The sequence below is a fragment of the Rouxiella chamberiensis genome (assembly GCF_026967475.1).
In the GTDB taxonomy this organism is placed as follows: Bacteria; Pseudomonadota; Gammaproteobacteria; order Enterobacterales; family Enterobacteriaceae; genus Rouxiella; species Rouxiella chamberiensis.
Map to the genome: position 1 here is coordinate 4,483,163 of NZ_CP114058.1, position 13,203 is coordinate 4,496,365.

General features: G+C 49.4%; 11 protein-coding genes, 1 tRNA gene and 2 pseudogenes. 11 read left to right on the plus strand and 3 right to left on the minus strand.

From position 1 onward, the window contains the following. The first annotated feature begins 11 nt into the window (after positions 1-11). A protein-coding gene (gene prfB / locus O1V66_RS21020) for a peptide chain release factor 2 (RefSeq protein ID WP_152623670.1) occupies positions 12-1,110 on the plus strand; the annotation gives its coding sequence in 2 pieces (ribosomal slippage) (positions 12-86 and positions 88-1,110; 1,098 coding nt in all). A gap of 9 nt (positions 1,111-1,119) precedes the next feature. Then, positions 1,120-2,652, plus strand: coding sequence for a lysine--tRNA ligase (lysS, locus tag O1V66_RS21025; protein ID WP_045049548.1), 1,533 nt, complete (start codon positions 1,120-1,122; stop codon positions 2,650-2,652). Between the two features lie 253 nt (positions 2,653-2,905). Here lysS and O1V66_RS21030 read toward each other — a convergent pair whose 3' ends face one another. Beyond that, entirely contained in the window at positions 2,906-3,103 is a 198-nt protein-coding gene (locus O1V66_RS21030; protein WP_187329840.1) for a hypothetical protein, read from the minus strand. Here O1V66_RS21030 and O1V66_RS21035 point away from each other — a divergent pair. From O1V66_RS21035 to O1V66_RS21060, 6 genes and pseudogenes are all read left to right on the plus strand, one after another. After that, on the plus strand, positions 3,009-3,746 hold the full coding sequence (locus tag O1V66_RS21035; RefSeq protein ID WP_045049547.1) for a gluconate 2-dehydrogenase subunit 3 family protein: 738 nt from the start codon (positions 3,009-3,011) through the stop codon (positions 3,744-3,746). The two genes, O1V66_RS21030 and O1V66_RS21035, sit on opposite strands and share 95 nt — an antisense overlap. A 2-nt stretch (positions 3,747-3,748) precedes the next feature. Beyond that, positions 3,749-5,533, plus strand: coding sequence for a GMC family oxidoreductase (locus O1V66_RS21040; protein WP_045049546.1), 1,785 nt, complete (start codon positions 3,749-3,751; stop codon positions 5,531-5,533). Between the two features lie 10 nt (positions 5,534-5,543). Further along, the gene (locus tag O1V66_RS21045) at positions 5,544-6,875 is read left to right on the plus strand and encodes a c-type cytochrome (RefSeq protein ID WP_045049545.1); all 1,332 of its coding nucleotides are present in this window, start codon (positions 5,544-5,546) and stop codon (positions 6,873-6,875) included. Positions 6,876-7,114: 239 nt separating this feature from the next. Further along, positions 7,115-7,188 (plus strand) — tRNA-Gly (locus O1V66_RS21050). A 162-nt stretch (positions 7,189-7,350) separates the two neighbouring features. Continuing rightward, positions 7,351-8,522: pseudogene (locus O1V66_RS21055) on the plus strand (tyrosine-type recombinase/integrase). Between the two features lie 155 nt (positions 8,523-8,677). Next, positions 8,678-9,391, plus strand: a complete 714-nt coding sequence (locus tag O1V66_RS21060) for a DUF6602 domain-containing protein (RefSeq protein WP_045049544.1) — start codon at positions 8,678-8,680, stop codon at positions 9,389-9,391. 490 nt (positions 9,392-9,881) lie between these two features. Here the strand turns inward: O1V66_RS21060 and O1V66_RS21065 are convergent. Then, positions 9,882-10,079: pseudogene (locus O1V66_RS21065) on the minus strand (hypothetical protein); the annotation flags it as partial. A gap of 205 nt (positions 10,080-10,284) precedes the next feature. Between O1V66_RS21065 and O1V66_RS21070 the strand changes: the two are divergent. Next, positions 10,285-10,614, plus strand: coding sequence for a hypothetical protein (locus O1V66_RS21070; protein ID WP_045049543.1), 330 nt, complete (start codon positions 10,285-10,287; stop codon positions 10,612-10,614). A 616-nt stretch (positions 10,615-11,230) separates the two neighbouring features. Then, the gene (locus O1V66_RS21075; RefSeq protein ID WP_045049542.1) at positions 11,231-11,815 is read left to right on the plus strand and encodes a YceI family protein; all 585 of its coding nucleotides are present in this window, start codon (positions 11,231-11,233) and stop codon (positions 11,813-11,815) included. Between the two features lie 92 nt (positions 11,816-11,907). Here the strand turns inward: O1V66_RS21075 and O1V66_RS21080 are convergent, their stop codons facing one another. Next, complete coding sequence (locus O1V66_RS21080; RefSeq protein ID WP_045049541.1) at positions 11,908-12,447, minus strand: VOC family protein; 540 nt, start codon at positions 12,445-12,447, stop codon at positions 11,908-11,910. A 307-nt stretch (positions 12,448-12,754) separates the two neighbouring features. On the opposite strand from O1V66_RS21080, the gene O1V66_RS21085 reads away from it, so the two are divergent. Next, the gene (locus O1V66_RS21085; protein WP_045049540.1) at positions 12,755-13,156 is read left to right on the plus strand and encodes an SRPBCC family protein; all 402 of its coding nucleotides are present in this window, start codon (positions 12,755-12,757) and stop codon (positions 13,154-13,156) included. Positions 13,157-13,203 lie beyond the last annotated feature (47 nt).

Genomic DNA, 13,203 nt, shown 5'->3' on the forward strand with positions numbered 1-13,203 from the left:
GCGAAAAAATCATGTTTGAAATTAATCCGGTAAAAAACCGCATTCAGGACTTGGCCGACAGAGCCGCGGTTCTTAGGGGGTATCTTTGACTACGATACCAAGAAAGAACGCCTAGAAGAAGTTAACGCCGAGCTGGAACAGCCGGACGTATGGAACGAACCTGAACGCGCGCAGGCGCTGGGTAAAGAGCGCTCCGCACTGGAAGCCATCGTTGATACCATCGACCAGCTGTATCAGGGCCGTGAAGACGTTGCCGGCCTGCTGGAACTGGCCGTTGAAGCCGAAGATGAAGAGACTTTCAACGAAGCCGTAGCCGAGCTTGATGTGCTGATGTCCAAGCTGGACCAGCTCGAGTTCCGCCGCATGTTCTCCGGTGAATACGACAGCGCCGATTGCTACCTCGACATTCAGGCAGGCTCCGGCGGCACCGAGGCTCAGGACTGGGCCAGCATGCTGCTGCGTATGTTCCTGCGCTGGGCCGATGCCCGTGGTTTCAAAACCGAAATCATCGAAGAGTCCGATGGCGATGTGGCCGGACTTAAATCCGCCACCGTTAAAATCATCGGCGACTACGCGTTTGGCTGGTTGCGTACCGAAACCGGCGTTCACCGCCTGGTGCGTAAAAGCCCGTTCGACTCCGGCGGCCGTCGCCATACGTCGTTCAGCTCCGTGTTCGTCTATCCTGAAGTTGATGACGATATCGACATCGAAATCAATCCGGCAGATTTGCGTATCGACGTTTACCGCGCCTCCGGTGCGGGCGGTCAGCACGTCAACAAAACCGAATCTGCGGTACGTATTACCCACATGCCAACCAACATCGTGGTGCAGTGTCAGAACGACCGTTCACAGCATAAAAACCGTGATCAGGCCATGAAGCAGCTGAAAGCCAAGCTTTATGAGTATGAGATGCAAAAGAAAAATGCTGATAAACAACAGTTGGAAGACAGCAAGTCCGATATCGGCTGGGGCAGCCAGATCCGTTCCTACGTTCTGGACGACTCGCGTATCAAAGATCTGCGCACGGGTGTGGAAACACGCAATACACAGGCCGTATTAGATGGCGACCTGGATAAATTCATCGAAGCAAGTTTGAAAGCCGGGTTATAAGGAACCGAAATGTCTGAGCAACAACCATCTGGGCAGCAGCCACAGGGCGCGGAAAGCGCGCAGGAACTTAACAACGAGCTGAAAGCGCGTCGTGAGAAGCTGGCCCTTTTGCGTGAGAAAGGCATCGCTTTCCCGAACGATTTCCGTCGTGATAGCGTGTCCGATGCACTGCATGCGGAATACGGCAACAAAGAAAACGAAGAGCTGGAAGCGCTGAACGTCGAAGTCACCGTGGGTGGCCGTATGATGACGCGCCGTATTATGGGCAAGGCATCGTTCGTGACCCTTCAGGATGTTGGCGGCCGCATTCAGCTGTACGTTGCGCGCGACGACCTGCCGGAAGGCCAGTACAACGAAGAGTTCAAGAAGTGGGATCTGGGCGATATTCTGGGTGCCAAAGGCAAGCTGTTCAAAACCAAGACCGGCGAACTCTCCATTCATGTTACTGAACTGCGCCTTTTGACCAAGGCACTGCGTCCGTTGCCAGACAAGTTCCACGGCCTTGCCGATCAGGAAACTCGCTATCGTCAGCGTTATCTTGATCTGATTGCCAACGACGAATCACGCAAAACCTTCCAGATCCGTTCGCAAATCATGGCTGGTATCCGTAAGTTCATGGTTGATCAGGACTTTATGGAAGTCGAAACGCCAATGATGCAAGTCATCCCTGGCGGTGCTTCTGCACGTCCGTTCATTACTCACCACAATGCGCTGGATATCGACATGTACCTGCGTATTGCGCCGGAACTGTATCTGAAGCGTCTGGTTGTGGGAGGCTTTGATCGCGTATTCGAGATCAACCGCAACTTCCGTAACGAAGGCGTCTCTCCACGTCACAACCCAGAGTTCACCATGATGGAACTCTATATGGCGTATGCGGATTATCGTGACCTCATCGTGCTGACCGAATCTCTGTTCCGCACGCTGACCGAAACCGTGCTGGGCAGCAGCGTGGTGCAGTATGGCGATCAGACCTTCGACTTTGGCAAGCCGTTCACCAAGCTGACCATGACCGAAGCGATTCTGAAATACCGTCCTGAAACCAACGTCGCCGATTTGGCCGACATGGACAAGGCGTGCGCTATCGCTGAATCCATTGGTATCAAGGTTGAGAAGAGCTGGGGTCTGGGCCGTGTTGTCTGTGAAATCTTCGAAGAAGTTGCAGAAAGCCATCTGATCCAGCCGACCTTCATCACCGAATATCCGGCTGAAGTGTCTCCGCTGGCGCGCCGCAACGACGAAAACCCTGAAGTGACCGATCGCTTCGAGTTCTTCATCGGCGGACGTGAAATCGGTAACGGCTTCTCCGAGCTGAACGATGCCGAAGATCAGGCGCAGCGTTTCGCAGACCAGGTTACAGCGAAAGATGCAGGCGACGACGAAGCCATGTTCTTCGACGAAGACTACGTGACCGCGCTGGAACACGGCATGCCGCCGACAGCAGGCCTGGGTATTGGTATCGACCGTATGGTTATGCTGTTTACCAACAGTCACACTATTCGTGACGTTATTCTGTTCCCGGCCATGCGCCCACAGAAATAATTGAACCTGACCCTCTCTTTAAAGGGAGGGTTATTTTTCCCCGCCATATCAAAAAATTCTTTTTCATCTCTTTGAATTCAAAAATTTTTACCCCTTTTCCCCGCACTTGCCCAGTAAAAAACCGCTGCAATTTAACTCAACTAATTTTATAAAAACTACAAAATAATTTTTATTTTATAACCATATTTTTACAACAAGAAACATTTATTGGCATCATTCGCCAATTACACGTATTAACATTGTGGTAAAATTTTTACATATTCTTCCAGCTTAGTTTGGAAGAAATTAACAAATCAGCGCGCTGGTCATAGGCGTATAACAAATTCCACCACTTTCTGGTTAATACAACACCTGCTATGTCGTCTAAAAATACTGGAAATTCCCGTAGAGACTTCCTTCTCAAAACCATCGCAATCGCACCTGCCGTGGCTTTAAATGGAACCGGTTTCATTGCTATGTCTGCTCCTGTGCAGGCAAGCGAATCCAAACCGTCTCAATCGGCGGACGTAAAGGCTCCCGATTATCACCCAACCAAATTCACTGCCGAAGAGTACGCCTTCTTGCAGGCTGCCGTTGCGCGTTTGATTCCCGCAGACGATCGCGGTCCGGGCGCACTGGAAGCGGGCGTGCCGGAATATATCGATCGTCAGATGGATACGCCTTACGCCACCGGTGCCAACTGGTACATGCAGGGGCCTTTCAATCCTGAAGCCGAACACGACTTTGGATACCAGCTGCCACTCGGCCCGTTCCAGATTTATCAGCTGGGTATTGCCGATGCCAACGACTATGCCAAAACCCGATTTGGTAAAGTCTTCAATCAGTTGAATGCCGAACAGCAAGAGACACTGCTTACAGAATTTGAAAGCGGCAAAGCCGAATTCAAACAGGTTCCGAGCAAAGTCTTCTTCTCCTTCCTGCTGCAAAACACCCGCGAAGGTTTCTTCTGCGACCCTATCCACGGCGGCAACAATCAAATGGTTGGCTGGAAGCTTATCGGCTTCCCCGGTGCCCGTGCCGACTTTATGGATTGGGTTGAACGCGGCGAACGCTATCCGTTCCCGCCGGTGTCTATCAGTGGTGAAAGAGCGTAACTATGCCTAAAGCAATGAAGAAAGTTGATGCAGTTATCGTCGGTTTTGGTTGGGCTGGCTCAATCATGGCCAAAGAGTTGACCGAAGCGGGTCTGAGCGTTGTTGCGCTTGAACGTGGCCCAAGCCGCGATACCTATCCAGACGGCGCGTACCCGCAGGTCGTAGATGAACTGACCTATAACATCCGTAAAAAACTGTTCCAGGATCTGTCGAAAAGCACGGTGACCATTCGCCACAATGTTACGCAGACCGCAATGCCTTATCGCCAGCTGAACGCCTTTCTGCCAGGAACCGGTACTGGCGGCGCAGGCCTGCACTGGTCGGGTGTGCATTTCCGCGTCGATCCTATCGAGCTGAACATGCGCAGCCACTATGAAGAGCGCTACGGCAAAAAATTCATTCCAGAAGGGATGACTATTCAAGACTTTGGGGTGAACTATACCGAGCTTGAACCTTTCTTCGACAAAGCCGAAAAAGTGTTTGGGACTTCCGGTTCGCCGTGGACTATCAAAGGCCAGCAAGTCGGAGCCAAAGGTCAGGGTAACCCCTTTGCGCCAGACCGTTCCGACAAGTTCCCGTTGCCAGCCCAGAAGCGCACCTACTCGGCACAATTGTTTGCACAGGCAGCAGAATCAGTAGGTTATCATCCTTATGACCTGCCTTCTGCCAACACTTCCGGCCCGTATACCAACACCTATGGCGCGCAGATGGGCCCATGCAACTTCTGCGGTTATTGCAGCGGTTACGCCTGTTACATGTATTCCAAAGCCTCGCCGAACGTGAATATCCTGCCTTCACTGCGTCAGGAATCCCAGTTCGAGCTGCGTAACAATGCCTATGTCCTGCGCGTTAATCTGACCGACGACAAAAAACGCGCCACCGGCGTGACCTATGTCGATGCGCTGGGCCAGCAGGTTGAACAACCGGCAGATCTCGTCATCCTTTCTGCCTTCCAGTTCCACAACGTGCATTTGATGTTGCTGTCCGGCATCGGCAAGCCTTATGACCCTATCACCAACGAAGGGGTGGTTGGCCGTAACTTTGCCTATCAGAACCTGACGACCATCAAGACCTTCTTCGATACCGACAAGTTCACCAATACCTTTATTGGTGCAGGCGGAGCCGGGGTGGGCGTGGATGATTTCAATGCCGACAACTTTGATCACGCCAAATATGGCTTTGTCGGCGGTTCGCCGTTCTGGGTTAACCAGGCGGGTTCGAAACCGATTTCAGGCGTCGCGACCCCTCCGGGCACGCCGGCCTGGGGCAGTAAATGGAAAGCGGCAGTGGCGGATTCCTACACCCATAACGTGTCGATGGATGCCCACGGCGCGCACCAGTCCTACCGCTCCAACTATCTTGACCTCGATCCGACCTACAAAGACATTCACGGCCAACCGCTGCTGCGTATGACTTTCGACTGGCAGGAAAACGACGTCAAGATGTCGCAATTCATGTACGAGAAGATGCACAAGATTGCAGTAGCGATGAATCCAAAGGTGATTTCCGGCGCGCCGAAAAATGCCAACACGCATTTTGACAGCACCGTTTACCAGACCACGCACATGAACGGCGGCGCGATTATGGGTGAAGATCCGAAAACCAGCGCCATCAACCGCTATCTGCAAAGCTGGGACGTGCATAACGTCTTCGTTCCGGGCGCGTCTGCCTTCCCGCAGGGGCTGGGCTACAACCCGACCGGCATGGTGGCGGCGTTAACGTATTGGTCTGCAAAAGCGATTCGCGAGACCTATCTGAAAAACCCCGGCCCTCTGGTTCAGGCATAAGGAAATTGCGATGAAAAAATTACTTTCTGCCTTGTTCCTGGGCTCGGTGGCGTTTGCAGCACTGGCCGACGATAACAGCAGTGCCGAGCTGATTAAACGCGGTGAATATCTTGCTCGCGCCGGTGACTGCGTAGCCTGTCATACTGCCGAAGGCGGCACGCCGTTTGCGGGCGGTTTGAAGATGGTAACGCCGATTGGCGCTATTTATTCCACCAACATCACGCCGGACAAAACCAACGGAATCGGCGACTATACGCTCGAAGATTTCGAAAACGCGGTGCGCAAGGGTGTGGCGAAAAATGGCCAGACGCTGTATCCGGCCATGCCGTTCCCGTCTTATTCCGTGGTGAGCGATGCCGATATGCAGGCGCTGTATGCCTACTTCATGCATGGCGTGAAGCCGGTTGCCGAACCTAATCGCGACAGCGACATTCCATGGCCACTGTCGATGCGTTGGCCGCTGGCAATTTGGCGTACCGCTTTTGCGCCGAATGTGCAGCCCTTTACCGCGAAAATGAATGAAGATCCGCAATTGGCGCGGGGTCGTTATCTGGTAGAAGGCCTTGGGCACTGTGGCGCGTGTCACACGCCACGCGACATCACCATGAAAGAAAAAGCCATGAACAACGACGGCGGCAATGCTTTCCTGTCAGGCAGTGCGGCACCGATTGAAGGCTGGACCGCCAGCAATCTGCGCGGCGACGATCGTACCGGCCTTGGACGCTGGAGCGAAGACGATCTGGTCCAGTTCCTGCGCACCGGACGTAACGATCACACCGCCGTATTCGGTGGCATGACCAACGTCGTGAAACACAGCCTGCAATACCTGACGCCGGAAGACGCGACGGCTATCGCCAAATATCTGAAGTCTCTGGATGCCAGGGATAACAGCGAGCCTGCGTTCAAACCTGACGACACGGTAGCGAAAGCGTTGTGGAAAGGCGATGACAGCAAACAGGGCGCGGCGGTGTATGTCGATAGCTGCGCGGCATGTCATAAAACCGACGGCACCGGCTACAAGCGTTTCTTCCCTGAGCTGAAAGGCAATCCGGTTGTGCTGGCCGATGACCCGACGTCTGTCATTCATATCGTGCTGACCGGTGATACTCTGCCGGGCGTGAAAGGCGCTCCGTCAAACATCACCATGCCTGCATTCGGCTGGCGCCTGAACGACCAGCAGGTCGCCGACGTAGTGAACTTTGTGCGCACCAGCTGGGGCAACACGGCGCAGGACAAAGTGACCGCTACCGATGTTAAAAAGGTTCGTGATGACGAAGACATGATTGTCGACAAAAAGCTGCTCGGGAACATGAATCTCGAGAAACTGCCGCCGGTGAAGTAATCACGACGAGACAATCGCAGTAGATGCGGTACTCACGGTTGTCGCGGCAAATGCAGTGATTGCCATAACGGCAGCAAATACGGATATCGTGAAAATTAAAAAGGGGTTGCCTGATGAATGGGCAACCCCTTTTTTCGATATGATTTTTAAGGGCATCTAAATACTTAAAAATATTGCAGTTATTTAAGAGAGCACCTTGCTACCCAGCCACAAGGGGTTATAATGCACCTCACACCGAAGCGGGTGTAGTTCAATGGTAGAACGGTAGCTTCCCAAGCTGCATACGAGGGTTCGATTCCCTTCACCCGCTCCAGAAGCACCTCCCAGAGCATCCGTAATCATCCTGAAAAGCTAATAAAATCAAAGTTTATACCCGCTTTATTGTCCGCTTACGTCCGAGTGCGTCCTTGGAAAGCCGGTGTCTGATATGTATATGATCGCGTGGAGTTTTTCTATACACGGATCCCTATACACAATGCCCCTGACCGAATTAAAAATCATAAAGGCAAAGCCCATAGAAAAGCCTTACACCCTGAGTGACGGCCTAGGTTTGTCCCTTCTTGTTGAGCCTAACGGCAGTAAAGCGTGGCGCTTTCGCTATCGTTTTGACGGTAAACCCAAAATGCTGTCATTAGGCACCTATGAGCACGTCTCCCTTGCCGATGCTCGCCAAAAGCGTGATGAGTCAAGGCGGCTGGTTGCGTTGGGCGTGAACCCGAGCGCGCTCCGTAAAGAGCAGAAGGCCGCAAAATCCCTTTCAGCCATCAATACTTTTGAAGCGCTAACCCGTGAGTGGTATGAGCATCGTTATGACCGCTGGTCGGCGTCATACCGCGAAGAGATGATGGATACCTTTGAGAAAGATGTCTTCCCGTATCTTGGATTTCGTCCGTAGCAGAAATTAAGCCGTTAGAGCTGTTGGCGATGCTGCGTCAGGTTGAGAGCAGGGGAGCGACTGAGAAAGTACGCAAGGTGCGCCAACGGTTTGGTGAGGTATTCCGTTACGCCATTATTACCTGTTGCGCCGGGTACAATCCCGCGCCGGATCTCGCCTCGGCAATGAAACTTCATAAAGCCAATAATTACGTGCATCTGACAGCTAAGGAGTTAACTGAGTTTTTAAACGAGTTAAGCGCCTATACCGGCAGCATGATCACCAAGATTGCGACCCAGCTACTTATCCTCACAGGCTTGCGGCCAAGAGAAGTAAGAAGGGCGCAATGGTCTGAAATTGATATGGAGAACAATGTCTGGGAAGTACCCGTTGAGCATATGAAAATGTGGCGTCCTCACCTTGTGCCGTTATCTCATCAGGCGATGGCCTTGCTTGAACAGATCAAAGTCGTGACGGGCGGCTATGAGCTGATTTTCCGAGGGCATGACTTCAGAAAACCTATTAGTGAAGCCTCTATCAATCAGGTGGTGAAACTTATAGGCTACAACGGCAGGGCAACCGGCCACGGCTTCAGACACACCATGAGCACGATATTGCACGAGAAGGGCTATAACTCCGCCTAGATCGAGCTACAGCTCGCGCACGTTGATAAGAACAGCATTCGTGGCACGTATAACCATGCGGTGTATCTTGATGGGCGTAGGGAGATGATGCAGTGGTATGCGGACTATATGGATAGTTGTGGCTTTTAATCAAAGTTATAACCTTTTAACGATTATTGTTCTGGACTGACGGATGGTTTTAATTATCCGTCAATCATGAGCTAGAAGCGAAAATTAACATGTCTACTAAAGTGGCAAAATTTAGTTGCCCACCACAATCGAAATAATTCAAGGAATCATTGACCATGCCTAGTCAGTTTTTAAAAACTATTCTTCATAACAAAATTCAGCAAGCATATGATAATGCAGAAGCTGTTTCTGACATATCTCATACTACTGTCAAAGGCACATTTAGAGAGAGCTTTCTCGTTCCGATTATTCAATCACTACTTCCATCTCATTTTGGTGTCGGCTCAGGCCAGGTTGTTGATAAGTGGGATAGATTTTCGCCTCAAGCAGACATCATTATTTACGACAAAAGGAAAATACCACCAATCATTGAACAGAATGGGCTAGGCGTCTATTTCATAGATTCCGTACACAGAGCAATCGAAATTAAGAGCGACCTGAATACAGACGGGATGCATCAAACTTTAAATCTTGCATGGTCACTACATCCTGACAACCAACAAGGATTAAAAACGGCTAAAAAAGGGAACCTTGAAGATGGAAAATCTAATTACCCTGTGGTTAGTTGCTTCAGTTATAAGCAATCTATAACCAATTTAGACAATGCTCTTTCAAAGTGGAATGTCACAGAAAATATACCAAGCGTAATGTTCTGTTTACCTGATACTGGTCTTTATATGAATACTCCTCAATCAAAAAAATACGATAAAACCCCTACAAATGGTAAGGTTGATACCACTGCTACATATCTCGCCCTGTTTTTGAATTGTATTGAAGATGAAGCTGCATCCAGAGGTGACTACTCCTTACTTGAATGGCTTTTGAATTAAATGTCACCTACTACTCCGAGGCTGACGTGATGTTGGCCTTTCTTTAATCCATATTTTTGAGTGATGAGACACTCTTTCATATTCCGCTCCAAACTGACGATTGATTCTGATGTGCTCCAATCGCACTTTACGATTTGATTCGACCACGGATTCCGATTTGTTCCGGCCAGATTATGCCATCCGTCGGAATGGGCAGGATCGTCTATCAAAAGCAGTCAAATATCTACTATTGGCACACTAAAGATAATCAAACAATTTATTGCTTTAGTCGATTGAATGAGACGTAGATAAGTCTTAAGTAAAAGTTTTTTTCATAAAGACTAGTCACACTGTGCATTTTATAAAAAATACATTCAATTACAATGTGTTAAGTGGTGAAGAGCCAGTGAGTAGTTGCCGCGAACTGGTCACCCTTTCGTGAACAGTATGTGTAGGATGTAAAAAACCGGCCTGAGCCGGTTGAGAATGAGGTGCTTTTATATCAGTTCTATCAGACGGTTTCGCACTTGGGGAGCCAGACGCTTTCACAATCTTCATTGAGCATAAGGTTTGTCTGTACCCCCTGATTGGTCTTTCGCTTGAGCAGCATGATTTCATACTCCTTTAGCGTTTGCGGTACGGCTCGTCCAAATGTAATGAGGTTCATCAGGTATTTGCGTCCCCTGGCCTCCATAAACTGTAGCAGTGCTTAAATCATCATCGATGTTGTTCATCAACCCCATCATATACATGGGTCTGGTTTCCTGCATTTATCTCATCAAAGCAATGCATTTCGAACACAAAACATCCTCTTACAGACTCTCCCCATTTTCAGTGCTATCTGAATCGCATATCTTCGGATTTGTGCCATCCTGTTAGTGTTGTACCAAACATAACTGACAAATGAGGGAATCATGAAAAAGACAATTTTAGCGCTGTCCGCTATCCTGCTTGCTGCGCCGGTTTTCGCTGCGACGACTACGGGTTCTGCAACTGACGAAACCGTCGCTCAGGCAAATAAAGGCGCGGATACTGCCAAGGAAAAACTGCATCAGACTCAGGATAAAGGCGCAGAGCTTAAGCTCAAGTCCGAGCACGCAGCCGAAGGCAAAACCAATTCTACAACCAGCAAAGTGTCCGAAGGCTCCCAGAAGGCATGGCACAGTACCAAACAAGGTACTGAGAAAACCTGGGATAAAACCAAACAGGGCGCTGAGAACCTGAAAAACAAAGCGACTAACTAATAGTCAGTCTGCGATAAGCGAAAGGCCGGTCTTCCGGCCTTTTTCTTTGGCTATTTTTAATCCTGTCGGATCAGACCTTCTTTAAAGGCACGCCAAATCGGTTATCCAATCTACGCCTTAAATATCACTTCGCAGGTAAACCAGCATAGAAAATTCAGGGTGTAATGGGTCAGAATGACTAGGGTAAATAGCGCGCCAAGGGTTATCAATCCGCGCGAGCGAAGGGTTCGCTTGAGAAAACTTTGGTGAATTGTGACTTTACAGCTCCCATCCATGGAACTTCTCTCCGGTGATCATCGTTATTTGCCAATACGGCGACTAAGGTTATTGCAAATTTTTGTTGATCCTACACGCCGACATCTTGCTTAGCTACCCTGATAAATGAACAGTATGCGCCATTACGGAATAAATCGAAGTCGGAACTGACGGAGGTGTACAGCATAATCGACGAATTAAGCCTGTAACCTACCGATATAGAAAGAAAAGACGATAATAATAACGTAGCGTTATTGCTCAATTTATTTGAGGGTTAAAGACAAAACTTTTCGTTATGCCTATTTGCAGACATGAACCACACTTAAGTACTGTTGTTTGGTTTTCTTAAAAGGATATTCGCGTGAAAAATGTTAAAAAGATTGTTTTGCCTCTTTTGGCAGTAGCGACGTTGTATGCACCATTATCTCAGGCTGCGGCCATGCATTATTCTCTCGATCCGGCACACACTTCGGTTATCGTTACCTGGAATCACTTCGGTTTTTCTCATCCGACTGCCGATATTCCGAACACTACAGGTACGGTAGTATTCGATAAAGAGAATCCTGAGCAGTCTCGCGTAGACGTTACTCTGCCAGTGGCTCAAATCGATACGCATGTTCCTGCTCTAACCAAAGAGTTCCTGGGTGCAGATTACTTTAACGTATCCAAATACCCTTCAGCCGTTTTCCACAGCACCAAAGTGACCGCCAAGGGTGACAATAAATTCGATGTTGAAGGTAATCTGACCCTCAAAGGCATTACTAAACCTGTCACGCTGCATGCAACCTTGACCAAGCAGGGTGAGCATCCGATGGTGAAAAAACAGGCTATTGGTTTTGATGCAACGGCCGACATTAAACGTTCCGACTTCAAACTGGATAAATATGTTCCGGCTGTAGGCGATGACGTAACGCTGACCATTTCTACCGAAGGTTACGCCAAGTAATCGGTAAAATACCGATGACATGAAGACGTAATATGCGGGAAGTATTTCGCCGAGATGATTTATCCAGGTATGAATACTTCCCGTTTCAGCATTTACTTGGCAGGCACCCACGTTTCGGCTTCACTGTTATCAGGATAATAGTAGCCGTTAGGAATGGATTGCAGCTCGACCAGACTTCCCCACGGCGTTCTAAAATAGACACTGGCGCTATTTTCTGTGTCTTCATGCTTAGAGTTCTGATGAACTTCCGATAATATTTCCCCGCCCGCGTTTTTCACACTTTCAATAGTGAAATCTATATCGTCAACGTAGAGCGAAATATGGTTCCATCCGTAGTCTTGCAGACTCAAAGGCGCTTGTTTATGGTCACTAATTATCTCAAATAATTCCAGATTGGCACCATTCCCAATGCGTAATACGCGCTGTTTGAGAACCATCGTCCCTCCAGGTACGCCAAGCTGTCTTTCTGCATCCGCACCTTTCTTTGGACCATCCTCGAGAGTTTGTCCGTTATACAGAAACTTTGCCCCCAGAGCTTTTTTGAGGAACGCGGTTGCCTGGTCAATATCGGGAACGGTTAATCCGACATGATTTATCCCGCGCGTTAGGACTTTCTCTTTTTGCTCTGTCATTACCTGTTTCCTCCCATTTATTTAATCCTTTATTAAGCATAGACATAGAATGGGACTCTCATCGAGTAAAGGGTCAATAAAGCATTTCACTTTATTATCAAGTGTAAAAAATAACGGGAGTTGAGCGGGTTTAATTGGGTTTCGGAAACAGTTGCACATACAACGCGTGACATTGGCTTAAAGCCGCAAATCCCTTTGCTAGACTTTCACTATCACTTTGAACCAGATGATACGTTTTTGACGAATTTATCGAATCACGTCAACAGTGGTTACCCTTTTATTGAACACGAGCTTAGGGAGAATGCAGATGAATACACTTCACCATGCCGTCAAAATCAGCGCCTCGCGCGATGTTGTCTGGCGGGCATTAAGCAATATCGGCGAGATGGAAGCCTGGCATGAGGGAAGCGTTGAGGGCGATATTGCTCCCGGACTGATCCTCACGTTGAAACCCAAAGCCGATATCCAGTTCAGCTGGCGCACGGACAAAGTGGAGCCGCAAACGCTCTTGGTGCAGACCTGTATCGAAGGGCCGGGCACCTCGCCGGGCAAAGTGCTGACTTTCTCTGTCTCGGATCTTGAAGAGGGCGGCGTGTTGGTGCAGTTGAGCGATGGGGAGTGGCAGCTCAACGATCCGCATCTGCCATTCTGTAACACTTACTGGGGCGAGGTGTTGTTCCGCCTTAAAACCCATGCTGAAAAGGGATGAGGGGGACATCATGCCGCAAAGAAAACCTGCAAGTTATAACGTGGTGA